Origin of the sequence: Oceanobacillus sp. M65 (assembly GCF_052246275.1) — a bacterium.
Taxonomy (GTDB): Bacteria; Bacillota; Bacilli; order Bacillales; family Amphibacillaceae; genus Oceanobacillus_B; species Oceanobacillus_B jordanicus.
In genome coordinates, this window is the sequence record NZ_JBQQCJ010000001.1 from 1,030,046 (window position 1) to 1,053,982 (window position 23,937).

The following is a 23,937-nucleotide window of genomic DNA, read 5'->3' on the forward strand; positions in this document are numbered from 1 at the left end:
AGGAGAGTAATGAACCCTACTCATGTAAAAAAAGGAAAGAACGCTGTTGCACATGTCTTTTTAATTATTGCCTCTATATTTTTTTTAGTGCCGTTTATTTGGTTAGTTTCCACATCATTAAAACCAATTGATCAAGTATTTACCTTTCCGCCTGAATGGATTCCAAAACCGTTCGAATGGGAGAACTATAGTAGAGCAATTGAATACATTCCTTTTTGGAAGTATTTGTTTAATACCTCCGTCATCACGGTATTAAGTACATTAGGAGTCGTTCTATCATGTCCACTCGTTGCCTACAGTTTTTCTAAATTAAAGTGGAGGGGGAGGAATGTCCTTTTCGCTTTAACGCTGGCTGTTATGATGATTCCTGCTCAAGTTACGATGATTCCTTTATTTCTTCTGTTTAACAAATTAGGTTGGGTCGGGACGTCGCTGCCGCTCATTATTCCGCAGTTCTTTGGTGTTCCATTTTACATATTTTTGTTAAGACAATTTTTTATGGGATTACCAGATTCCTTAAGGGAAGCAGCCAAAATGGATGGTGCAAGCGAGCTTCGAGTTTATTGGCAGATCATGCTGCCATTAGCCAAACCAGCAGTCCTTGCAGTTGGGCTATTTCAATTAATGGCGAGTTGGACCGATTTTCTTGGGCCATTATTATATTTAACAAATGAAGATTCCTATACGCTCTCCCTTGCTTTGCAGCAATTTCAAAACAAACAAGGTTCAGAATGGAGTTTAATGATGGCTGTCTCAACGTTAATGACAATCCCAATTATTTTATTATTCTTCTTTCTACAAAAGACATTTATTAAAGGGATTACGTTTAGTGGAATTAAGGGCTAATTAAATGGGATGGAATAATGGAATTGGCGAAATAAACAACAAATGAGAAGGAAAAGAGGAGATTAATTGTTTCAAACCGAGAAAAAGCTATTAGCAAGAATTACTGAATTAAACCAATATCGTTATAGGGAGAAAATAGAGATTCCTATTTTCCGGTTTCAGTTAGATGCAGAAGGAGTAATAGGAGTCACTCCACCAATTGAAGGGGAATGGACAACAATCGAACTAGGAGATACGTGGTCTGGGAGAGATCTATATGCTTGGCTTACAACGGAAGTGGAAATTCCGAAAACATGGCAGCAAAAAGAGGTAGTAGGAGTATTTGACTTTGGAATAACAGATGGGGGGACGAATGCTGGTTTTGAGTCCCTGTTATATGTGAATAATTCGCCGTACCAGGGTGTGGATGGAAATCATAGAGAGGTTTTCCTTCCAGATGAATTTGTAGGAGATTCTGTGCAGCTCGCTTTCCATCTATGGTCGGGATTGGAGGGAGGAGGGCGTCCGAAAAAACAAGATCATCAAATACAAAAGGCGTTTATATCCTGGCTAGATAAACATGTCGATGATTTATATTACACAGGGAAAGCTGTCCTGCAAACCATAGAAATGCTAGATAAGCACAACCCGATTCGAGAGGACCTGTTATTATTTCTAAACCGGGCAGTTAACCTATTGGATTGGGTTTTACCAGGGTCGGACTCATTTTATCAATCTACTAAAGTTGCGGTCGATTGTTTACATGCTGGATTGGAGCAGATTAAAAAACACCATTCCGTTACCGTACACGCGGTGGGCCATACACATATTGATGTTGCCTGGTTATGGCGTTTGAAACATACGCGAGAAAAGGTTGCTCGTTCCTTTTCTACAGTGCTTCGCTTAATGGAGAAATATCCGGAATACACCTTTCAACAGGCACAGCCCCAACTTTATGATTTTATTAAACAGGATTACCCATTTATCTATGAACAAATGAGGCAACGTGTTAAGGAAGGTCGTTGGGAACCTGAAGGAGGAATGTGGCTAGAGCCAGATTGTAACCTTCCGTCTGGGGAATCATTTGTCCGTCAATTATTACACGGTACCCGCTTTTTGCGTGAAGAGTTCAATGTGGAGTGTACCTATCTTTGGTTGCCTGACGTGTTTGGCTATAGCTGGGCGTTGCCCCAAATATTGAAAAAGTCAGGCATTCAATCTTTTGTTACAACAAAAATCAGCTGGAATCAGTACAATCGAATGCCGCACGATGTGTTTAAGTGGCGCGGTATAGATGGAACAGAAATACTAACCTACTTCATAACTACACCTTATCCTGGACGAAAAGGATGGGGAGCAGATTACAATGCGTCTATAAGTGCTGAAACAATGCTAGGGGCATGGGAGGCTTTTCGTGATAAAAATGTAACAAAAGATATTATGATCACCTATGGACACGGAGATGGAGGAGGCGGAGTGACGCGGGACATGTTAGAAATGCGCCGGCGCTTAGATGCTATGCCTGGGATGCCAAATGTAGTACCAAGTAAAGCGGTGGATTATTTGAAAAAGCTGCAAAAGGATGTAGAGGAAACAGAGGGATATGTCCACTTGTGGGACGGGGAACTTTATTTAGAATTCCATCGAGGAACCTATACCTCTCAAGCATATAACAAGAAGTCAAATCGCAAGTTGGAACTCTTGTATAAGGAAGTAGAATTAGAAAGTGTACTATCGAGTGCCATTACGGAAAACTGGGAAGAATACCCTTTGACACAACTAAACCAAGGGTGGAAAGTTATTCTAAGAAATCAGTTTCATGATATTCTCCCAGGATCATCCATTAAAGAAGTTTATGAAGATAGTAGACTTGAATATAAGGAAGCTGAAGACATAGCATTATCTATCAAAAACACAACAACAGAGGGTGTAGTGGCCGAAGCGACTGGTTGCTATACAATCATTAACCAATCCTCTTGGAATCGCCAGTCGCTAGTTAAGATACCAGTTAAACCAGGGGAAGAATCAGGAACTTGGTTTGATGGATCACAGCAGCCTTTGCTTGCAGAAAAGTTGGATGGGTATTGGTTGGTAAAGGTAACGGTACCTTCACTAGGGATCACAACGGTACACTTCAAATCGAACCATAACAAACGTAAAGAGACAATAACCCCAATTGAAATATTAGGTAATGGAGTTAGAACTCCTTATTATGAAATCGCATGGAATAAGTCGGGTCACCTTACGCGAATTTTTGATATAGAAAACAACCGCAACGTTTTAAAAGGCAGCCAAAACGGAAATGTCTTTCAAATTTTTGAAGATAAGCCAACACGCTGGGATGCATGGGAAATTGATATTTTCTATCTTGAAAAAATGAAGGAAATAGAGAAACTGCAAGAAATAAAGGTGCTAGAAGTCAATTCACTTCGGGCTGTAGTCCAATTTACGTGGAAGTACAACCAGTCTCTCATTAAACAAAGAATGGTAGTTTATAGCGATAAGCGCCGAATAGACTTTGAGACTTGCGTACAGTGGCATGAGGTTAACCAGTTACTTAAAGTGGCATTCCCGGTAGATATTCGTTCAACAGAAGCTACCTTTGATATTCAGTTTGGTAACGTAAAGCGCCCAACCCATTGGAATACCAGCTGGGATCTAGCCAAATTTGAAACAGTAGGTCATCAATGGGCTGATTTAGCCGAGGAGGGATATGGAGTTAGTTTGTTGAACGATTGCAAATATGGCTATGACATTAAGGATGGAACAATGAGGTTGACTCTATTGAAAGGTGCAACTTTCCCAGATTATACACAAGATCAGGGAGAGCATACTTTTTCATATTCCTTACTTCCACATAAAGGGGATTGGATAGAAGGAAATACGGTTCAAGAAGCTTCAGATCTAAATCAACCTTTGTCCTATTTTCCAGGTAAATCTACAGTGGGTGACTTAAGTCTATTTTCGCTATCAACTGATCACGTTATTGTCGACGCTGTAAAGAAAGCAGAAGATAGCAACAAAATAGTAATTCGGCTACATGAATATACAGGAAGAAGAGGTCCTGTAACGATAACATCAGGAGTCTCTATTAAAAGTTGGCAAGAATGTAACTTGATGGAAGAAGCAACAGGGGAAGTTTCACTGGATGAGAACTTAACATTTTCTATTACTCCCTATGAGATTAAAACGTTTCTAGTAGAATTAAAGGAGGGGGGAAAGCAAACCTTGCTAGAAAAATAGGGAGAAATATATTCCTTACTAAATAAATAGGAGGTAGTTTTATGAAGAAAATTGTGAGCAGTTTAATTTGTACTGGACTATTGGTGTGTGGTTTTGGCGGTTTCGCTAGTGTACATGCAGAAGGGGTAACGAATGAGCTGAACAATTCCATCCAGACAACAAATGAGTATGAAAAAAGAGGTTACAGTCTTCAAGTTATAAATGGGGAAACAGATCCAGCTATGGAACCGATTATTGATGAGTTTGTTAACCTGTACTTCAAAGTTTATCCGAAATTGATAAAAAAGTATGCATATAATCCAAAAGAAGCAAGTAAAGAGGTGATCCTTGAATTTGATCCTGAGTATGACGGTGTAGCATATGCAGACAATGGCAAGATAGTTGTTAGTACTGATTGGATTCTTACTAACCCTGATGACGTGGCTCTTTTTACACATGAGTTAACTCATTTAGCTCAAGCGTATCCAACATATGATGATGAAACATGGTGGATTACCGAGGGAATTGCAGATTATACTAGATATATTTATGGACCACATAATGGGAGTTGGAGGTTGCCAGAAGAAGTAGAAGACACTGACAACTATGACAGTGGCTATCGTGTAACAGCGCGGTTTTTCCTATGGATTACCCAGCATAAGAATCATTTTGCTGTTGACATCGTAAATAGGAAGATGCAAAACGGCACATTCGATCTTCAACTGTTTGAGGAAATAACAGGGAAATCAATTGAGGACTTATGGGAAGAGTACGTTCAGAACCCTAACGTGAGAACCCACTATTAAGGGAAATAAACTAACATAGTTATAAAGGGAGAACCATTTGTTTTATCGATACTTGCTGTGAGTATGCCCTAATTGTTAATAAGAAAAGCGGATTAATTCTCTAAAGGAGTTAATCCGCTTTTTCTAACTAATGTGAGGAAAACCACTAACATTTAACTTACGCAACCTTCTCCAAGATAAACAACTTGTCTAATTCAATAAAAGCGGTAATTCTCTTACCCCTCTTACAATCATGCCAGTCCGCCACTCTAAATCTTCTTTGTTTATGTTCAACTGGGCATTCGGGTATCGTTTGAAAAAGCTAGCAATGACAATTTCCCCTTCTAGTCGAGCGAGTGGTGCGCCTAAGCAGGCATGAATTCCTTTGCCGAATGCGAGGTGTTTACTTTTCTCTCGGGTGATATCCAGTTGATCAGGATTTTCAAATTGGCTGGGATCATGGTTGGCTGCGTTAAGGATGACAATTACTAAATCACCTTTTTTCATGGCTTGATCTTTAAACACCATGTCTTCGCTTGCCCAGCGAGATGTACTGTATTCAACAGGGTCATTAAATCGAAGGGTCTCTTCGATTGCTGATTTGATTAAGTCAGGCTGGTCCTTTAGTAATGCAAGTTGATCCGGGTTTTCGATCAACGCCATAATACTGTTCCCGATAAAATTCACCGTTGTTTCATGGCCGGCAATAATGAGGAGGGAAACGACGCCGTATAACTCTTTCTCGGTTAGTTGGTCGCCTTGTTCCTCTGCGACAATCAATTTACTAATAAGGTCTTCCCCCGGATTTTTCTTTACCGTTTCAAAGCGATCTCTGAGGTATTGAATGAAATCTTGCATGTGCTTCTGAATATCTTGGGCGTATGCTCCATTGGATCCTTCGATCATCGAATTGGACCAAATGCGAAAATCATCGCGATCCTTTGTAGGAATACCTAACATTTCACAAATGACAATGATCGGCAGTGGGAAAGCAAACGCATCAATTAAATTAACGGTTTTCTTGTCGGCGATTTCATCCAGTAATTCATCTGTAATCTCTTGAATACGATCTCGCATGCATGCAATCATTTGTGGGGTGAACGCTTTGGAAACTAGGCCGCGCAAACGGCGATGGTCTGGCATATCAGCAAAAAGCATATTTTCGCTAAATACGCTGCCATAATCGGAGTCATCCTCCTCGTAAAGCTTCCTATAATCTTTTATGAACTTCTGGTTCTTCAGTGCTTCTAATGCGTCTTCATAGCGTGTTATCATCCAGGCATACTGACCGTCTGGCAACAATACTCGTGCCACCGGTTCTTCATTTCTTAATTGTGTGTATGCAGGATAGGGATTTGGTGTGAATGCTTTTGTGAATAAGTTACTTTTTACCGTTTCTATGGAGCTCATTTCAATTGTCCCCTTTCAGGTAAAACGATCTATTTCAGCATAACATACGCTACCATTTTAACGCCTGATTCCTCGGAACTAAAAAGCCTGTAGCATCTTTATAATTGGCCCTACTTCCTACGTTCCTTCACACTATCTGGTTCTTCTTTAAATCCGAATTTAATAAAATTCATGAGATCTCGAACGACTCCGATGTCTTTAAATATGATAAAAATGACAAGGATGATGGGACCAAGAAAAACGCCTACCATTCCAAATAACTGTAAACCGACGAATAAGGAGATCAAGACTGCCAGTGCATCAAGGTTCATGCTGGAGGACAGGATCTTTGGCTCGATTGCTTGGCGAACGCCAGCGGTGACACCATATAAGATGGCAAGGCCGATGCCCATCCCAATATCTCCTGTGAAAAACATATACAAGGCCCATGGCCCTAAAATGGTTCCCGAGCCGAGATATGGGAGAATTTCTGCAGCCCCTACTACGATCGCGACGGCCAAGGTATGGTCTGTTCCCAGTATGAGTAACCCGATAAATACGATGATGGAGGCAATAAACATAAGCAATATTTGCGCGCGAATTAGCCCCCACACACGGTACCTCAGTATGTTTCGGAAGGATTTAGCTTTATCCCAAACACTTACAGGCATTTTTGTGCGGACTCTCGTTACTATTTTCTCCCAGTCTTTTCCGATGAAGTAAAAGCCAATAAATACAAACAGAAAGGCAAGGAGAAAGGATGGAACGATGACAAATAGCTGTGTTAGTCCATTAACTAGTCCAGTCCCAATCTCAGCTATGGAAGAAGCTAGTCGTGTACCCATTGAAGAGATGCTCTCCTGAAGTGCAGACTGTTGCTCACTAGAAAACACATTCATAAATTCACCAAGTCTTTGCCAAATCGGTAGAATGGAATTATTGAAAAAGTCTTGAGCCTGGCCAGTGGTGCTTTGAATCCAATCCGGTATAATTTTAGAAAGGCTCTTCACTCCCCAAATAATTAAGAAGACCAACCCAGTAATCGCTCCGCCTAGTACGGCGAGACTAATTAATAACACAACAAATACAGCTAGCGCATTCGGGAGGTGAATTTTCGATCGAATCAGGCGGACGAGCGGATAAAACATCCATACGAGCAGGGCAGCAATCCAAAAAGGATAGGATATTTTAAATACCCAAGCAGCTACCCAACATAATGCCAGTACAGAAAAGAGGACTACGATAAATCTTGCCATAATGATAGCTTGGTTTTTTGTCATGGTTACTCCTCCAACTTCTTTTAAACTTCGGTTAAGTATTTCTATTATCATATCAAAGATGGCCTGAAGAAAGTATTACAAGCAATTACGACAATAAGATATACCAAATATGAAAAATAGATACCCGAAAAGCTTTTGTGATAAAATGATTTCTGCAAGTAAAGGAAATTAGGTGTCATTCATGTTATCTATAGATAAATTAAAAATTATAAATCCTGCAGCTGGCACGATTGTAATGGCGATCGGGATCTTTCTCTTTTCTGCTATGGACGCCTTCGGGTTGCAGGAAGGATTGCGAATAGTACTTGTCATGGCTTTTTTTATGCTTGGTATGGTTATTTATACATTGCTAACCGTACAGATTTTTCGTAAAGGATTTTTCTACCCTTTTATACATAATCCAGTGAATTCCTTTTTAGTTGGATCCTGGATAGCAGGAATTGCGATTATATGTGACGTTGTAATGAAGTATTTCCCTAAATTTGATTTCATTACGCAACTTATTGCCGTGATCAATAGTGCAATATGGATATGCTTTGTTATTCTATGTATGTATCAATTCAAACAGCTTTTTAAAAAGTATCACGTCTACACAATCCATGGGGTGCTGTTATTATCGGCAGTCGCGACGCAATCTGTGGTTATCTCATGGTTTCAGGCTTTTTCAAGAGTCCCTCTTCCATTAGTCGTGTTTATGATTAGCCTTGGTTTTAGCTTCTATGTTGTTGGAGTTGTCTTCATTAGTCTACGCTATATCGCAAGTACATGGACGCTTGCCGATGACTGGGCAAACACAAATTGCATCCTACATGGAGCCTTATCGATTACCGGCCTTGCGCTTGTTTTTTCTCAGCTCCTGTCTTCGTCGTTCATGACCGTATTTTGGGTAATTGTTTTTATCATTTTTATCTTCGTAGAGGGCATAGAGATAGGAAGAGCAATCAGCAGGATAACGAAATATGGCTGGAAAAAAGGAATCTTCACCTACCATATTAGCCAATGGTCAAGAAATTTCACCTTTGGCATGTTTTATGCCTTTACCCTGACGTTGCATAGCGCGCTTTCAGAGGGGAGTCTGCTATATCGTTTGCAGTCTGTATTCTTACAGGTATGGGCATGGGTTGTTTTAGGCTTGCTTGTAGTGGAAATGGTACTGTGGCTAGGAACTCGTTTTCAGAGGGAGAAGTTACTGGAAAAAAGCAGTGTATAAGGGGGGGCTGAAGATGGAGAAAGAACGTGTTGGCGCGTGTGTAGAATGTGAGAAAGTTGTGTATTGTCACAGTGGATTTTTAGAAGGGGTGCAGGAAGGAAAGGAACTTTTCTGTTTTGCCTGTTATGAAAAGAAAAAAAGTTGACTTCCGTGGTAGAAGTCAACTTTTTTGTTATGGGGTTAGGCTGTTATGTCTGCTGCCGGACCGAAGATTTCAAAGTGAATTGCTTCATCTGCAACGTGCATTTTTTTCAATGCAAGGTACATGCCACGCATAAATCCTTTTGGTCCACAGAAGTAAAACGCAGAATCTGTTGAAGGGATAATGCTTCTTAACCATTCCTCATCAATTCTTCCGTGTTTGTCACAAGATACCGGATCCTGTGGGTTGTTGTATACGAAGTAATGTGTCACATTATGATGCGTGCTTGCTAAGGTTTCCACTTGTTCTCTCATCGCATGATGCTTGCTTGATTGTGCTGCATGGATGAAAATGACCTCGCGTTCTGGCTGTTCATTTAGAGTAGTTTCGAGCATGCTCATCAACGGTGTTAAACCAACTCCGCCGCTAATCAGAACAAGCGGTTTTTGCTCTTCATTTAATGTGAAATCACCTGATGGAGCAGTGATTGGAATAATGTCACCAGCACGAACTTGCGTGTGCAAGAATGTTGAGACAACACCTGCTGGTAGGTTATCAAATGCATCTTCTCGTTTTACACTAATCCGATAATAATCTTTACCTGGTGCGGTGGACAAGCTATATTGACGCAAATGGTCATATGGATCATTTTTGATTTGTGCTTTTACGGTAATATACTGGCCAGGCTCATAGGCCTGGATTGCCAGCCCGTCTGCTGGTTTTAAATAGAAGGATGTAATAACATCGCTTTCCACAACTTTTTTCTCTACGATGAAATCACGGAATCCTAGCCAACCACCAGGCGTTTGCTCTGTTTGGTCATACATCTCTTTTTCCACTGAAATGAAAACATCAGCAATGACACCATATGCTTTTCCCCATGCTTCAATGATATCGTCTGTTGCAGCATCACCTAGTACTTCTTTAATGGCTAGTAATAAATATTTCCCAACGATAGGGTATTGCTCTGGCTTAATGTTTAAACTTCTATGTTTATGTGCGATTTGCTTCACATGTGGCAGGATTTCTTCCAAGCGATCAATGTTTGCCGCAGCAGCATACACCGTATTGGCTAATGCTTTTGGTTGATCCCCTTTTCGTTGGTTCGTTTGGTTGAAGACATTTTTTAACTCAGGATGTTCTTCAAGCAATCTTGAATAGAAGTGTTTGGTAATGCTTCCTCCATGTTCCGCTAATACAGGAACTGTTGATTTAATAATGTCCATTGTTTTTTGATCTAATAATGTTGTTTGAGTTGTCATTAAAATTCGCTCCTTATTAAAAGGTGTATTTTGAATACATCTTTATTGTAGAACGCTCCATTGTCTTTTACAATGGGGTTTAGGCAGAAGTATGTTACAATAATGTGAAAAGATGAACAAGAGGGTGTGCTTGCCATGAATTTAAAAAAATACACGGATTATTCCTTGCGTGTCTTAATTTTTACTGGATTAAAACATGGCGAGGAACGTGCTAGAATAAAAGAAATTTCCGATGTCTACAACATTTCGCAAGAGCATGTGCGAAAGGTTGTGCATGATCTTGTGAAACGAGGACTTATAGAATCCACCAGAGGAAGAGGTGGGGGGATCAGGCTGGCTAAGCCTGCACATGAAATCAATATTGGCATGCTAGTGCGTGACTTGGAACAGGACTTCTCGCTATTGGAATGCTTTGATAAAGGAACAAACCATTGCGTCATCTCTCCAGGCTGCAGCCTAAAGCATGTCATCAATAAAGCGCTCGGCACATTTTTTAAAGTGCTTGAAGAATACACGCTCGAGGACCTGATTCAGAATGAAGAAGAATTAAGAGCACTGATGGGAATGGGAAATAGCGATTAAGAGCTTGAAGGGCGTTAGGGCACGTGGAGTTGGTTGTTTCGCAAGAGAACTCAGTTGATAGAAGTGACGATTTGGTTGATTGAAAGCGAAATGTGGTTGATAGACCGGAGAAGTTGATTGATTGGAAGTGAAATGTGGTTGATAGACACATGAAGTTGGTTGATTGGAACTGTAACGTTGTCGATTCAAAAACATGCCCAAAGCAAGCATATAACAAAAGCGGCTCACTTATGGGGCCGTTTTTGTTATATGAGTTTTCACCAATCAATTTCCTCATACTCTGGATAATCATTGCTATAGACAACTTTTAATATTACTTGCACTGTTTCCTAATAGTGTTTTAATACTTTTTTCAGTCGTTTGGTTACAACGGAAAGTTAACATGTGCTTTGGACTTATGATATCTCTATAATTTCGACAATTATCAACAAAATAATACAATTTTCTTGTTTCTCTCTCTCCTATTGCAGTACAATTTAACTATATTACTTACTTAATCTAGTAATATAGCAGGAGAAGGGGGAAGTTACGATGAAAGCATTAGTTTATTATGGTACAAAGAATGCTAAGGTAGAAGAAGTTTCTACACCAGAAGTAACAAAAGGTACAGTAAAAGTAAAAGTGGAATATGCGGGTATTTGCGGTACAGATTTACATGAATACATGCACAAATCGTTTGTCACAGCTGATAAAATGATTTTAGGCCACGAATTTACTGGGGAAGTAGTTGAAGTTGGAGAAGGTGTGACTAGGTTCAAATCAGGTGACCGAGTAGCAGTGGAACCAATTTGGGGATGTGGAAAATGTGCATCCTGTAAAAAAGGAAATTACAATACGTGCCCTAATATGGAATCTTATGGTATCCATGAAGATGGCGGATTTGCTGAATACATAGTTGTGAAAGAAGAAAATGTATTTGTTCTTCCAGAGAGTCTTAGCTATGAGCTTGCCGCATTGGTAGAACCGACTGCAGTTGTGCTGCATGCAGTACGTAACAGCGAATTTAGAGTAGGGGACAAGGTTGCGGTATTTGGCGCAGGTCCAATAGGCTTGTTGTTATCTGAAACATTACGAGCTGCTGGTGCGAGCAAGATTTTTGTCGTGGAAGTAAATGAAAAACGACGCGAGCTTGCGAAGGAAATGGGAGCTGACGTTGTAATCGACCCTTCTAAGGAAGATGCTGTGAAGAGCATCCAAGAGATGACAAATGGCGGCGTTGACGTTGCGTATGATGCAGCTGGTATTGAGGTAACATTCAATAGCGCATTGGATTGCACGAAACCAAATGGTGAGTTTATGGTAGTAAGTGTTTTCTCTAAACCGGTTTCCTATCATCCTGCAACGCAATTAATAACAGAAAAGAAAATTACTGCATCTTTAGGATATAATCATATCTTTGGTGAAGTGATTGATCTTTTAGCAAAGGGCTCTATCAATGCAGGTCCTGTTATCACGAATAAAATTGGATTAGATGACATCATCGAAGAAGGATTCGATAAATTAATCGAAGACAAATCTGAATGTAAAATTTTAGTAAGTCCGAAATAGTAATTTTTCCTATAAGGGGCGGAAGTGCTGTTTTTCTATTATTTTAAATATGCTTCAAGTAAAAACCCATAGTTGCTCGCATCAAGGAGCAGCTATGGGTTTTATTACTTTTCAATACAAAAGAACCTACTTATTCTTTTAAACAATCTAATAAACTATATCCTAGAACAATACCAGCGATGGTTTGTATGATTGGTGTTCCATCCATTATAATTAACGATATTTTCATAATACCTGCTGCAGCAGTAAAAGGTAAAATGGCCATTGCGATCACAAACAAGGTTGGAATTGCTATTGCCACAAACTTTATCCAATCAAATTTCCATGGTTTATTCTGCTTTATTTCAATGAACAATTTTGGCAATCTCAGAAGTACTCCTATAACGATTGGAAAGATGATGCCATATAGTACGACAGGCATGAGGTCATAGTTCATACTTGCTGTTTCTTCTAACCAAACTTGAAATTTAATTCCTACATATACAATAAAACCAATACCGACCGTGAATCCGAAATAGTATAAAAACCTTTTAATAAAACCGTCCCCCTTGGATAAGATCGATCTTACTTATATATATGAGAATCAATACCCTTATGTCTACATTATATTTTATTGGAAATGAACTGAAATGAGATACTGAAATGAGATAGTCATAGTTAAACCTCTTTTACAGTTAGTTAAATCCCTTACTTAGTTAATTCTACAGAGTTTTATATTATCCTTCTTACATCTCTTCAATTGGCATCTGCTCGTACGTAATTGGGGAGAATCACTTTTATCCATTTGTATGGAAGTTACTATACATTACTGGAAAATAACGGTACACTTTATTTAACTCATTATTCTAATAATTAATTAGATTGGAAGACTGATGAAAAAGTCAATGGATAGAAGGAGGTCGAGACGATGAAAGTGGCACTACTTTTCTTATTGGGTATATTAATTGGGTTTCTATTATCGAGTTTGTTCAACTCGTTGGGATTACCGAACTTTAGTGATTTGCTGGAAATCATTTTCGGTGAGCCAGACACAGCATCCATCCTTATTGTAAGTGTGCTCATTATTATCCTTTTCTCTCTAACTGTTCGAGGATTAATAAAGCAGGTAAAGGAAGGAAAATGACGGAGCTTTTTAGATGACGATGCTCCAAAAGATGATAAACATTAACCCTAAAAAAGTGTAGGCAGAAACTACGCTTTTTTAGGTTTGTGTATGAAGTGGACACGAATGTTGCTGAACATTATGATGCTTCTTTTTTAGGATATATTCGTCTCGATTTGCTTTCTCAATATTGCAACACGCATACCACTATTGTATTGTTATTTTGTTGCAACATGGTTTATCAACTTAAACAGTTAAACTAATTTTGGAGGTAGTTTATTGAATGAATAAACAGGACCAACTAAATATAATCAAAGAGGGTTTTATTAATAGTCAGAAGGTACTTTTGGCAATTGGAGACGAAACACGCCAATCGATTTTGTTAGTCCTCATGGGGACGGATTGTGAAACTGGATTACGCGTGGGGGAAATCACAAAACAAACACATCTTTCTCGTCCTGCTGTGTCTCATCATCTTAAGGTTTTACGAGATGCCGGTGTTATTTTAATGCGTAAGGAAGGGACAAAAAACTTTTACTATATTAATGTAAGTACGGAATTAGGTTTATTAAAAACACTTATGTCGGATATTGATAACTTCATGCAGAACAATTATTGAAAAATGGTACGTTGTAAATAGACATTATTTGGAGGCAATGGCAATGAGAGCAATGATTATTGAGAAGTATGGGGAAGTGCCATTACGTATGGCAGATGTACCTACACCTGAAGTTGGTGAATTTGAGGTACTCGCGAAAATTCATGCTGCTAGTATTAATCCTATTGATTTTAAGATACGGGATGGAAAAGTGAAATTATTAGTTAAGTATAAAATGCCACTTATCTTAGGGAATGACTTTTCTGGTGTTGTTGCAAAGGTTGGCGCAAAAGTGACTCGCTTTAAAGTTGGTGACGAGATATATGCACGTCCACGTAAAAGTAAAATTGGAACCTTTGCTGATTATATCGCCATTCATGAAGATGACATCGCCTTAAAACCTAAAAATTTAAGCTTTGAAGAAGCAGCATCAATTCCATTGGTTGGGTTAACCAGCTATCAAGCCCTAGTAGACATTTTGCAATTACAAAAGGAACAAAAGATTTTAATTCAAGCTGGGGCAGGGGGTGTTGGTACTTTTGCTATTCAATTGGCCAAATTAATGGGGGCTACAGTTGCCACCACTGCAAGTGAAGCTGGTGAACATTTAGTAAACTCTCTGGGAGCAGATGAAATGATAAATTACAAGACAGAAAAATTTGAAGAGACATTAAGAAACTATGATGCCGTATTTGATACACTTGGTGGCGAGGTACTTGAAAAATCCTTCGAAGTAATAAAGAGCGGCGGAAAAATTGTTTCTGTTTCGGGTTTGCCGAATGCTCACTTTGGTAAAGAAAATGGTTCCGGATTTATTAAGACGTTGTTGTTTTCAGTAGCAAGCCATAAACTTTCTGCACTTGAAAAAAAGCATCATGCACAATATAGATTTTTGTTTATGAAGCCAAGTGGTGAGCAATTACGTATAATCGCAAACTATATGGAGGCTGGTAAAATTAAGCCTATAATTGATAGAGTTTATCCTTTTGAAGATGCTCAAAAAGCGATGGAATATGCGGAGTCTGGAAGGGCCAAAGGAAAAATAATATTAAAAATAAAATAGGTAGGAAACGAAGCAAAAAAGTTCTTTCTAAATAAGTGTGGGGTGCGAATCTGGAATAAGGATAGCACCTCATTATTTTTCACGTTCTTCCCCCTGCAACGAAACCCTCCACTTATCTTCTTGTCTAAAATGTTACAACTAAACAAATTCACACAAAAGTCATCATGAAATCTCTTGATTATGCTTCCTGAACCCCATACGATAAACGAGACATAAACATGAGAAAACAATGTATAACATACATTAGCTAGTAATTAAGCCTTGTTGGGCTTGGATATGATCTTGGTAATCCAGCTCTAATAAAATATCGTAATGGAGTGATACGTGTGGGAAGAGGTAAGGAAGAGGTGCAAGAAGCTTCGAAAGAGAAGCAAAGGAAACAAAAGAGAGCCTTATTTTATAAAACGGTATGGAGATGGCACTTCTATGCAGGTATTATCATCGCGCCATTCCTTCTGATACTGGCAGTGACGGGAAGTGTCTATTTATTTAAACCACAGATTGAAAACATGATCTACGCCGATTATTATGATGTCACGCCACAGGATGAGAGACTTGCAGATTCTGAGATCATAGATCAGGCAAAAGAAACGCATCCGGGTGCGGTGGTCACTAGCTTTCGGCCAGGTGAGGATGACACTCGCTCGAGTGAAGTTGGACTGTCGTCTGAAGGAGAAACTCTGACTGTTTTTGTGAATCCTTATACAGGTGACTCACTTGGTGAGCTAAATGATGAAGATCGCATCATGGATAAAATAGAAGAGTTCCACGGAGAATTAATGGTAGGCACGTTGGGTGATCGAATCGTAGAACTTGCTGCATCTTGGGGTGTGGTCCTCATCGTGACCGGCATTTTACTTTGGTTACCTAGAAAAAGAAAAGGTCTAGCAGGCGTAGTCTATCCCCGTTTTCATAAAGGAAAAATGACGTTACGACGCGACTTGCATGCCGTTCCAGCGTTCTGGATAGCAACAGGGATGTTCTTTTTAATCATGACAGGTCTTCCGTGGTCTGGCTTCTGGGGGACTAACTTCCAAACAATCGCAACAAACGCAGGAGTTGGTTATCCACCGTCCGTCTGGGTTGGGGATACACCTAGCTCTGGAGTGCAAACAAAGGAAATAGCAGAGGTACCATGGGCTGCGGAAACATTAGATGTGCCAAAGTCGAATCTGCAGGGCTTAGTGCCTGCTTCAATTGATGATATTACGTCAACCGCCAAGCGAGAGGGTGTCCATCCAAGCTATACGGTTATTTTTCCAAATGATGAAGAAGGGGTCTACACGCTATCTGCTTTTCCACCTAAAGCACGGGATGAAATTACCATGCACCTTGATCAGTATTCAGGTGCCGTCCTTGCAGATTATCGGTATGACAATTATGAATCAATTGGAAAGCTGGTTGCGTTGGGCATCACACTGCATAAAGGGACAGAGTTTGGCATCGTGAACCAACTTGTGAGTCTGGCAATTTGCCTCGGCATTATTTTCATCGTATTAAGTGGCTTTTATTTATGGTGGAAAAGAAAGCCGGAGCATGGGATGGGAGCGCCAAAGTCTGGTGGATTCTTTAATATGAAACTCTTTTTCATCATATTAATCGGACTAGGAATTCTATTCCCATTAGTAGGCTTGTCCATTATTTGTATTTTACTTATCGATCTTTTATTAATTAAACGAATTCCTGCGTTGCGGCAGTTTTTCAATGCCTAATGATAGAAGGAGGCTTACACGATGAAAAAAGGTATAACCAGTGTGGTTCTAATCGGGCTCAGTCTTGTGCTTGCTGCTTGTTCATTAAATACAGGTGTGGCAAGCCTTTATAAGGAAGAATTCCCTTTACATGCTGATATTCAAATCCCAGCATCTTTTAAAGATAATGCGGAGGACGTGATTTCTATTGAGCTTGAGCAGAACGGGGAACGCGTGGAGAAAGTGGAAAGCCCAGACTTTCTTCATGCGGAAATATGGAAGCAGGATGGATCCTTATCTTTTCCAATGGAAGAGGTAGAGCAGGATGAAAATGGTGCTTTTTATGTGAAAAAGGACTTTGACGAGGACGGACTCTATTTTATAAAACTCCATGCCAGTTCTAATGGTTCGATCATCACACCCAAAAAGCAATTTATCGTAGGAGAGCTTTCAGATGAAGAACTAGAAATTTTGCAAGAGGGTGCCCAAGAGGAAGAAGTCGATCACGAGCATCATCACTAATCTAGGGGATAGTATCGGCTTGGGGTGAGAGAGCATCGGCCATGAGCGAGAGAGTATCGCCCCTGAGCACCCAACCATCAGCCAATATAAGCCCGCCGCTTTATATAGTATTTTTTTGGAAATTGGTGTTGTTTTCTGTCTAGTTTTGTAGGTATAATAGAGTAGTGTTTATAAAGAATACCGGTAAAAGATTACTACTATAAAGATTGAGTTAGAGAAGGGGCACCTATATGAGAAGGTCTGAGCGCAAGAAGTCAAAAAAATTATGGCTAAAGATACCAATAATTGTAGTGCTATTGCTTTTGGTTGGAGTTGGAGTTTATGCATTTTCCTTATATCACAATGCTAAAAGTACAGTCAATGAAAAGATGAATGAGCCAATAGAGTCAATTGATACAGCAGTTACGAAGAAAAAGGTTAAGGATTTAGAGCCTTTAAATATTTTACTTATGGGTGTAGATGCAAGGGGAGCAGACAAAGGGCGTTCTGATGCTCTTATGGTTTTGTCACTTGATCCCGATTCAGATCGCATGCAATTAATTAGTATTCCACGTGATACACGTGCAACAATTGTCGGTAGAGGTACAGAAGACAAGATTAACCATGCATACGCATTCGGTGGACCGGACATGTCGGTAGCCACAGTAGAAAACTTCCTCGATATTGACTTGGATTATTATGTCCGCATGAACATGGAGGGGCTTGAAGAGTTAGTTGATGAACTAGGAACCATTACAGTGAATAATGAAATTGCCTGGAATGATGGGGAGTATAACTTTACAGAAGGTCCTGTCGAGATGGATGGCGCGAAGACAATGGCATTTGTTCGGATGAGAAAGCAGGATAACGCTGGAGACTTCGGTCGTACCAAGCGTCAGCGTCAGGTAATTCAAGGAATAGTAGATAGAGGGGCTTCGGTTGGCTCTGTGAATAAAATTGGTGGCGTGATTGATGTTCTTGGAAACAACATGGCGACAAACCTAGACTTTGAAGACATGAAGAATTTGTTCTCTAATTACAGAGGCGTCCGTAAAAACGTGGATAACTACATGTTAGAAGGAAGTGGCACCACTATTGATGGTATTTATTACTATCTAGTGCCAGATGAAGAAATACAAAAAGTTCATTCCATGATTGAAGATATCAAATCATAAAGACGATATAACAGCACGTTCCTTCTTGGGAGCGTGCTGTTTTTCTATGCTCTTTAAAGGAATTCACTTTAGTGTGTTGAATTAATATAGTGGTAGAGATTTCTAGAAATAACACGGCAACAGGTTCAAAAAAACACAGTGAAAATGAGGGATGCTAGTGTCCGGGATTATAATAAAAGAAAACGTACATACAGATAAAAACTTAGTGAAAAGTCACTATCATCATGTTCATCAAATTTTATATGTGTTGGAAAGTAAAGGAGAAATTATATTTAACAATCAAGTTCATGCCTTTAAAAAAGATAATTTGGCATTCATTCCTCCCTATTCCAAACACTCAATCATCGCTGAAGATAAAATGACCGTCCTTGTTTTGGAATTTGATCTTCTACAACTAGACAACGGGATAAACGAAATTCTAAGAGAAGAAGATAACTTCGCAGAAACACGTATTATTGAACTTAACTTATTTGAAGCTGTGCATGTGAGACAACTGCTTCGCAGGATGCTTTACGAGCAATCTCAACAGGATAACTATCGATTCATGGCTATTAAAATATTTCTTTCTGAATTACTACTTGCACTTCTAAGGTCAAATAAAGAACAGAGTATTACAAATGCCAATAGTTTACGAGCAGAGCGTTTACGAAAGTACATAGATGAAAATTATTTTGAAATTGTTGATGCAGGTGATATTTCTCAGAGGCTTGGTATTAGTACTCGACATGTAAATACAATTTTCAAAGAAAGTTACAATATTACTCCAATGAAATATTTAAACGAAGTCCGGATGGAAACAGCGAAGAAGTTACTTATGGAGACAGATAAGGATATTGCCTCTATTTGTTTTGAAATAGGTTTCGAGTCCCTTTCCACCTTCTATAGAAGATTTAAAGATTATATGAAAATCTCTCCCCATAAATATCGTGTAAATAATCACTACACACAAGGAATAAGTACAAGAGATGAAGTATAAATGTAAGATTACTTATCGGAACTTTCATTTAATTTCCGAAATTGAGAATAATATTCTTCCTTTAATAAGACGAACGTTGATGAAATCTCTATGATAGGGATAACAAGAAAAAAGGAGGAATTGAGGATGGAAACACATAAAATTGGTGTAATCATGAATGGTGTGACTGGTCGAATGGGGACTAATCAGCACTTAATTCGTTCTATTGTAGCAATAAGAGAACAGGGAGGCGTTGAACTGGCGAACGGAAACACCGTCATACCTGATCCTATTCTGGTTGGAAGACGTGAAGCTAGATTAGAAGAGCTTGCGGCATCACATGGTATTACCCGGTGGACCACTAACCTTGAGGAAGCCTTAGCTGATGACTACAATCAAATTTATTTTGATTCTCAGACAACGGTAAGGAGAGCAGAAGGAATACGTAAGGCGATTGCGGCTGGAAAACATATTTACTGTGAGAAACCAACTGCTACGAACTTAGAAGAAGCCATTAAGCTTTCGGAACTCGCAACAGAAGCCGGTTTGAAAAATGGTGTGGTACAGGACAAATTATATTTACCAGGTTTGATGAAATTGAAGCGTCTCATTGATTCTGGTTTCTTTGGCGAGATATTAAGTGTGCGTATGGAGTTTGGCTATTGGGTATTTGAGGGAGATTGGCAGGAAGGTCAACGGCCATCCTGGAATTACAGGAAGGAAGACGGAGGCGGCATTATTGTCGATATGTTTCCACATTGGAGTTACGTAATCCAACACCTCTTTGGTACAATTCAGTCTGTTTCGTGTTTAGGAGCTACACATATTCCAAAGAGATTGGATGAAAAGGGAGAAACGTATAAAGCAACAGCAGATGATGCTGCATACGGAATCTTTGAACTAGAAAATGGAATTATCGTGCAGGCTAATTCTTCTTGGGCAGTCCGAGTGAACAGAGATGACTTACTCACCGTGCAAGTTGATGGGACTGAGGGGAGTGCTGTGGCAGGCCTTCGTGATTGTAAAGTACAGCATCGGGTAAACACGCCAAAGGCTGTATGGAATCCGGATATTGCAAATCCGTTTAAGTTTCAGGATGACTGGCTCGATGTTCCTGAGAACCAAGTCTTTGATAATGCGTTTAAGGTGCAATGGGAGATGTTTCTCAAACACGTTGTTGCAGACGAACCATATGATTTGGATCTCATGGAAGGTGCGAAAGGGATACAACTTGCTGAAATTGCCCTTCAATCATGGGAAGAAAGACGCTGGGTTGATGTTCCGAAAGTTAAAAACAAGGTAAACGTATAGGAGGATCTAAATGAATAATTCTATCCTACTACCAAATCAGTCTGGAGATTTGTATACGCATACATTGAAACCTGGAAAAGACTTTGCTATGCCAAAGAAACAATTTGAAAAGCGTATAGCATTGTCAGCTGCACATGTTGTTGCCGAACCTTTGGCAACTATGGATCCGATTAATGAATGTGCAATTGATTGGGAGGAAACATTGGCGTATCGCCGTCACCTTTGGTCCTTAGGATTTGGTGTAGCTGAAGCAATGGATACAGCACAACGAGGAATGGGTTTAAATTGGAATGCAGCTCAGGAATTGATAAGTCGCTCTGTAAAAGAAGCGAAGGCAGTAAATGGGCAAATAGCTTGCGGCGCTGGGACAGATCACTTACAGCCTACTTCACAAGTGACGATCCAAGATGTGGAAAGAGCTTATGAAGAACAGTGCGAGTTTATCGAAAAAGAGGGAGGGCGTATTATTTTAATGGCAAGTAGAGCTTTGGCTGCCTGTGCTTCCTCTGCTGAAGACTATGTAAAAGTCTATAGCCATATTTTAAATAAAGTATCCGAACCAGTTATTCTCCATTGGCTTGGTGACATGTTTGATCCAGCGCTCAAGGGATACTGGGGGTCTGAAGATATTGATCAGGCAATGGAAGTCTGTCTACGTATTATAAAGGAGAATGAAAAGAAAGTTGATGGCATTAAAATTTCTCTCCTTGATGACAAACGTGAAATACAGATGAGAGCATTACTTCCTGATAGCGTAAAAATGTATACAGGAGATGACTTTAATTACCCTGAATTAATTAAAGGTGATGAAGATGGATACAGTCATGCCCTACTGGGGATATTTGATGCAATTGCACCTGCAGCAGCTAGTGCACTTCACGCATTAGATGATGGGGATTTTCCAAAATATGACGCTTTACTGGAAAAAACCGTAGCCCTTTCTCGCCATATATTCCAAGCACCCACTTATGCCTATAAGACCGGAGTTGTGTTTATGGCCTACTTAAATGGTCATCAATCCCATTTTAAGATGATTGGTGGGGCTGAAAGCCAGCGTTCAATTGTCCATCTTGCTGATTTATTTGTGATGGCTGGTGAAGCTGGGTTAATTCAGGATATTGAACTTGCAACCTACAGAATGAAGCTTACTTTAATGCAGGCAGGGATAGAACAGAAAAACATTGCCATACAAAACGTATAGTCTGTCCATGTTTTATTAGGAAAGAAGGGAGATAGGTATGGGGAGTAATACAGAACTTTTAAAAAGAATGAGTTTAAATCAAATTACCACAGAGCAGTTAAACCTGGAAGAAGCGGTGCAGGCTTGTACGAAAGCAGAAGTCCCCTGGATTTCTTTATGGAGACATAAAATAGAAGAAATTGGTCTCAAACAGAGTAAAAAGTTAGTGAAGGATGCTGGCCTACAGGTCTCCAGTCTCTGTAGAGGTGGAATGTTTCCAGCGTCCACGAAAGCGTTACGGCAAAAAAGTTTAGATGAGAACCGTAGAGCCGTAGAAGAGGCTGCAGAATTAGGGACAGATGTGTTGGTGCTGGTGTGTGGTTCAAGTTCTGAACATGATATTGAAGCATGCCGGGGATGGGTAAATGAAGGAATTGAAGAACTCGTACCGTTTGCTGACTCACATGGTGTGAAATTGGGAATTGAGCCCTTGCATCCAATGTATGCAGCTGATCGTTCAGTTGTTGTAACATTAGGAGAAGCAATGAGCCTAGCCGAAAAATATTCGCCTGATCAAGTTGGAGTGGTCGTAGACGTCTTCCACGTTTGGTGGGATTCTGAACTATATCAGCAGATTGAGAGAGCAGAAGGGCGCATTTTAGGATTTCACGTTTCTGACTGGAATGTCCCAATAACGGACACGTTTAAAGCTCGAAAGTTGATGGGAGATGGAGTAATCGATATCCCAAGGATCAGGGCGGCAGTAGAAAAAGCTGGGTACCAGGGACCTATAGAAGTAGAAATTATGAATGAAGATCTTTGGAATATGGCAGGGGATGAAGTGTTAGCAACAATTAAAGACCGATTTGTTCACTATGTCTAATAGGATTTTTTCTAAACGAGAATGGCTTTGTGCTATTCTCTTTCCTGCGTTTTCATTTGTTGTGTACGGCTACATCAATAGTGAGGGGGGCAGCTCTTGCAAATGCAAATTACAAGCAAGCTTGGGCAGAAAATAATTAGTAAAGTAGCAAAGTATACAGATTTAGATATAAATATTATGAGTATAGATGGCTTAATTGTTGCGAGTACAGATGATAGTAGAGTTGGAGAGCTTCATACAGGGGCAGTAGAGGTATTAAAAACACATAAAGAATTAATTATAGATCAACAGGAACTTACACGATATCCTGGTACGAAACAAGGTGTTAATCTACCAATTTACCACAATGATAAGGAAATTGGAGTTGTTGGGGTTAGTGGTGAGCCACATATCATTTACAAATTTACTGGTTTAATTAGAACAGCAGTAGAAGTAGTGCTGGAGCAGATACATATCGAAAGGCAGGAACACTACCAGCAAAGGCAATGGAATTATTGGTTGCACCAACTCCTCCATCCCAGTGGTTTTAATAAAGAAAAACTTGAAGAGGATGCAACCTATTCCCTGCAAATTAATTATCGTGCGGATTGGAGAGCAGTGGTATTATTTGGAACGATAGAGCAGGATGTACTGACTACGATAAAAAGAGAGATACAAAGCATGGAGTTGGACACTCTATTTATTCTCCCCTTCTTGGAAAATGAAATTGTTATCGCAATACCTGGTGATTTTACCAGACTTGAATACTTATGTAACAAATTAGTGAAGTTAAGCGGAAACTATGCTCGTCTTGGAGTAGGTGAGGAAGGGTTTGGCCTTGTTGGAATACGGAACTCCTATGTACAGGCAAAACATGCCCTTGCTTTTTCAGAGAGAAAAGATAGGATCTCCTATAGTTGGGATTGGGTAATGGAACGATTAACCTTAGCCATCGACAATGAGCAATACATGTTGGTTTCATCAGAATATGAGAATAAAATACGGAATCTTGAAAGTACGTACCTGGAGACCATAGATGCGTTTTTAAATAACAATCTCTCTATAAAAAAGACCGCAGCCTTTTTGCATATCCATCGGAATACACTTTTATATCGTTTGGACAAGGTATACAAAAAGACAGGACTAGATCCGAGAGTATTTAACGATTCATGCATATTAAAGATTGTACGAACAAAACAGATTTGTGCAATGATACAAATTAATTAACTAAATAGTTAGTATTTTTGTTTATTT

At 39.6% G+C, this 23,937-nt stretch carries 22 protein-coding genes; 18 read left to right on the forward strand and 4 right to left on the reverse strand.

Features of this window, described 5'->3' with window-relative positions; all coding sequences use genetic code 11:
- The first annotated feature begins 9 nt into the window (after positions 1-9).
- The 3 genes from ACTWPF_RS04900 to ACTWPF_RS04910 all read left to right on the forward strand — a co-directional run bounded on the left by ACTWPF_RS04900 (position 10) and on the right by ACTWPF_RS04910 (position 4,853).
- The gene (locus ACTWPF_RS04900) at positions 10-846 is read left to right on the forward strand and encodes a carbohydrate ABC transporter permease (protein ID WP_443148517.1); all 837 of its coding nucleotides are present in this window, start codon (positions 10-12) and stop codon (positions 844-846) included.
- A gap of 66 nt (positions 847-912) precedes the next feature.
- A complete protein-coding gene (locus ACTWPF_RS04905; RefSeq protein WP_443148518.1) occupies positions 913-4,068 on the forward strand; it encodes an alpha-mannosidase in 3,156 nt (1,051 codons plus the stop codon).
- Positions 4,069-4,109: 41 nt separating this feature from the next.
- The gene (locus ACTWPF_RS04910) at positions 4,110-4,853 is read left to right on the forward strand and encodes a basic secretory protein-like protein (protein ID WP_443148519.1); all 744 of its coding nucleotides are present in this window, start codon (positions 4,110-4,112) and stop codon (positions 4,851-4,853) included.
- 189 nt (positions 4,854-5,042) lie between these two features.
- Here the strand turns inward: ACTWPF_RS04910 and ACTWPF_RS04915 are convergent, their stop codons facing one another.
- Entirely contained in the window at positions 5,043-6,242 is a 1,200-nt protein-coding gene (locus tag ACTWPF_RS04915; protein ID WP_443148520.1) for a cytochrome P450 family protein, read from the reverse strand.
- 110 nt (positions 6,243-6,352) lie between these two features.
- A complete protein-coding gene (ytvI, locus tag ACTWPF_RS04920) occupies positions 6,353-7,501 on the reverse strand; it encodes a sporulation integral membrane protein YtvI (RefSeq protein WP_443148521.1) in 1,149 nt (382 codons plus the stop codon).
- Between the two features lie 181 nt (positions 7,502-7,682).
- On the opposite strand from ytvI, the gene ACTWPF_RS04925 reads away from it, so the two are divergent.
- Positions 7,683-8,711, forward strand: a complete 1,029-nt coding sequence (locus ACTWPF_RS04925; protein ID WP_443148522.1) for a hypothetical protein — start codon at positions 7,683-7,685, stop codon at positions 8,709-8,711.
- Between the two features lie 13 nt (positions 8,712-8,724).
- Positions 8,725-8,856, forward strand: coding sequence for a hypothetical protein (locus tag ACTWPF_RS04930; protein WP_275949830.1), 132 nt, complete (start codon positions 8,725-8,727; stop codon positions 8,854-8,856).
- Between the two features lie 35 nt (positions 8,857-8,891).
- On the opposite strand, the gene hmpA is transcribed toward ACTWPF_RS04930, so the two are convergent.
- Positions 8,892-10,121 (reverse strand): NO-inducible flavohemoprotein, encoded by a 1,230-nt coding sequence (gene hmpA / locus ACTWPF_RS04935; protein ID WP_443148857.1) that lies wholly within the window; start codon positions 10,119-10,121, stop codon positions 8,892-8,894.
- 129 nt (positions 10,122-10,250) lie between these two features.
- Here hmpA and ACTWPF_RS04940 point away from each other — a divergent pair, with 129 nt between their 5' ends.
- Complete coding sequence (locus ACTWPF_RS04940) at positions 10,251-10,697, forward strand: RrF2 family transcriptional regulator (protein ID WP_443148523.1); 447 nt, start codon at positions 10,251-10,253, stop codon at positions 10,695-10,697.
- Between the two features lie 531 nt (positions 10,698-11,228).
- Positions 11,229-12,245 (forward strand): 2,3-butanediol dehydrogenase, encoded by a 1,017-nt coding sequence (locus ACTWPF_RS04945; protein ID WP_443148524.1) that lies wholly within the window; start codon positions 11,229-11,231, stop codon positions 12,243-12,245.
- A gap of 130 nt (positions 12,246-12,375) precedes the next feature.
- Here the strand turns inward: ACTWPF_RS04945 and ACTWPF_RS04950 are convergent, their stop codons facing one another.
- Positions 12,376-12,681: a hypothetical protein gene (locus ACTWPF_RS04950; protein ID WP_443148525.1), complete on the reverse strand. Its 306-nt coding sequence runs from the start codon at positions 12,679-12,681 to the stop codon at positions 12,376-12,378.
- A 471-nt stretch (positions 12,682-13,152) separates the two neighbouring features.
- Between ACTWPF_RS04950 and ACTWPF_RS04955 the strand changes: the two genes are divergently transcribed.
- From ACTWPF_RS04955 to ACTWPF_RS05005, 11 genes are all read left to right on the forward strand, one after another.
- A complete protein-coding gene (locus ACTWPF_RS04955; RefSeq protein ID WP_106897638.1) occupies positions 13,153-13,368 on the forward strand; it encodes a hypothetical protein in 216 nt (71 codons plus the stop codon).
- 262 nt (positions 13,369-13,630) lie between these two features.
- Positions 13,631-13,966, forward strand: coding sequence for an ArsR/SmtB family transcription factor (locus tag ACTWPF_RS04960; protein ID WP_443148526.1), 336 nt, complete (start codon positions 13,631-13,633; stop codon positions 13,964-13,966).
- 43 nt (positions 13,967-14,009) lie between these two features.
- Entirely contained in the window at positions 14,010-15,008 is a 999-nt protein-coding gene (locus ACTWPF_RS04965) for an NADP-dependent oxidoreductase (RefSeq protein WP_443148527.1), read from the forward strand.
- A gap of 326 nt (positions 15,009-15,334) precedes the next feature.
- Complete coding sequence (locus ACTWPF_RS04970) at positions 15,335-16,720, forward strand: PepSY-associated TM helix domain-containing protein (protein WP_443148528.1); 1,386 nt, start codon at positions 15,335-15,337, stop codon at positions 16,718-16,720.
- A gap of 21 nt (positions 16,721-16,741) precedes the next feature.
- Positions 16,742-17,221, forward strand: a complete 480-nt coding sequence (locus ACTWPF_RS04975; RefSeq protein WP_443148529.1) for a FixH family protein — start codon at positions 16,742-16,744, stop codon at positions 17,219-17,221.
- A 230-nt stretch (positions 17,222-17,451) separates the two neighbouring features.
- Positions 17,452-18,375 (forward strand): LCP family glycopolymer transferase, encoded by a 924-nt coding sequence (locus ACTWPF_RS04980; protein WP_106897633.1) that lies wholly within the window; start codon positions 17,452-17,454, stop codon positions 18,373-18,375.
- 157 nt (positions 18,376-18,532) lie between these two features.
- Positions 18,533-19,351, forward strand: coding sequence for an AraC family transcriptional regulator (locus ACTWPF_RS04985; protein ID WP_443148530.1), 819 nt, complete (start codon positions 18,533-18,535; stop codon positions 19,349-19,351).
- Positions 19,352-19,477: 126 nt separating this feature from the next.
- Positions 19,478-20,641 (forward strand): Gfo/Idh/MocA family protein, encoded by a 1,164-nt coding sequence (locus ACTWPF_RS04990; protein ID WP_443148531.1) that lies wholly within the window; start codon positions 19,478-19,480, stop codon positions 20,639-20,641.
- A 10-nt stretch (positions 20,642-20,651) separates the two neighbouring features.
- Entirely contained in the window at positions 20,652-21,842 is a 1,191-nt protein-coding gene (locus ACTWPF_RS04995) for a dihydrodipicolinate synthase family protein (RefSeq protein ID WP_443148532.1), read from the forward strand.
- A gap of 37 nt (positions 21,843-21,879) precedes the next feature.
- Complete coding sequence (locus tag ACTWPF_RS05000; protein WP_443148533.1) at positions 21,880-22,704, forward strand: sugar phosphate isomerase/epimerase family protein; 825 nt, start codon at positions 21,880-21,882, stop codon at positions 22,702-22,704.
- Between the two features lie 102 nt (positions 22,705-22,806).
- A complete protein-coding gene (locus ACTWPF_RS05005) occupies positions 22,807-23,910 on the forward strand; it encodes a CdaR family transcriptional regulator (protein ID WP_443148858.1) in 1,104 nt (367 codons plus the stop codon).
- The last annotated feature ends 27 nt before the right edge of the window (positions 23,911-23,937 follow it).

What these genes read in the sequence shown, in the direction of transcription:
- ACTWPF_RS04910 (WP_443148519.1), top strand. Translation starts at nt 4,110, where the DNA reads ATGAAGAAAATTGTGAGCAGTTTAATTTGTACTGGACTATTGGTGTGT.
- ACTWPF_RS04980 (WP_106897633.1), top strand. Translation starts at nt 17,452, where the DNA reads ATGAGAAGGTCTGAGCGCAAGAAGTCAAAAAAATTATGGCTAAAGATA.
- ACTWPF_RS04930 (WP_275949830.1), top strand. Translation starts at nt 8,725, where the DNA reads ATGGAGAAAGAACGTGTTGGCGCGTGTGTAGAATGTGAGAAAGTTGTG.
- ACTWPF_RS04900 (WP_443148517.1), top strand. Translation starts at nt 10, where the DNA reads ATGAACCCTACTCATGTAAAAAAAGGAAAGAACGCTGTTGCACATGTC.
- ACTWPF_RS04995 (WP_443148532.1), top strand. Translation starts at nt 20,652, where the DNA reads ATGAATAATTCTATCCTACTACCAAATCAGTCTGGAGATTTGTATACG.
- ACTWPF_RS04940 (WP_443148523.1), top strand. Translation starts at nt 10,251, where the DNA reads ATGAATTTAAAAAAATACACGGATTATTCCTTGCGTGTCTTAATTTTT.
- ACTWPF_RS05000 (WP_443148533.1), top strand. Translation starts at nt 21,880, where the DNA reads ATGGGGAGTAATACAGAACTTTTAAAAAGAATGAGTTTAAATCAAATT.
- ACTWPF_RS04945 (WP_443148524.1), top strand. Translation starts at nt 11,229, where the DNA reads ATGAAAGCATTAGTTTATTATGGTACAAAGAATGCTAAGGTAGAAGAA.
- ACTWPF_RS04925 (WP_443148522.1), top strand. Translation starts at nt 7,683, where the DNA reads ATGTTATCTATAGATAAATTAAAAATTATAAATCCTGCAGCTGGCACG.
- ACTWPF_RS04915 (WP_443148520.1), bottom strand. Translation starts at nt 6,242, where the DNA reads ATGAGCTCCATAGAAACGGTAAAAAGTAACTTATTCACAAAAGCATTC.
- ACTWPF_RS05005 (WP_443148858.1), top strand. Translation starts at nt 22,807, where the DNA reads ATGCAAATTACAAGCAAGCTTGGGCAGAAAATAATTAGTAAAGTAGCA.
- ACTWPF_RS04965 (WP_443148527.1), top strand. Translation starts at nt 14,010, where the DNA reads ATGAGAGCAATGATTATTGAGAAGTATGGGGAAGTGCCATTACGTATG.
- ACTWPF_RS04990 (WP_443148531.1), top strand. Translation starts at nt 19,478, where the DNA reads ATGGAAACACATAAAATTGGTGTAATCATGAATGGTGTGACTGGTCGA.
- ACTWPF_RS04950 (WP_443148525.1), bottom strand. Translation starts at nt 12,681, where the DNA reads ATGAACTATGACCTCATGCCTGTCGTACTATATGGCATCATCTTTCCA.
- ACTWPF_RS04955 (WP_106897638.1), top strand. Translation starts at nt 13,153, where the DNA reads ATGAAAGTGGCACTACTTTTCTTATTGGGTATATTAATTGGGTTTCTA.
- ytvI (WP_443148521.1), bottom strand. Translation starts at nt 7,501, where the DNA reads ATGACAAAAAACCAAGCTATCATTATGGCAAGATTTATCGTAGTCCTC.
- ACTWPF_RS04975 (WP_443148529.1), top strand. Translation starts at nt 16,742, where the DNA reads ATGAAAAAAGGTATAACCAGTGTGGTTCTAATCGGGCTCAGTCTTGTG.
- ACTWPF_RS04960 (WP_443148526.1), top strand. Translation starts at nt 13,631, where the DNA reads ATGAATAAACAGGACCAACTAAATATAATCAAAGAGGGTTTTATTAAT.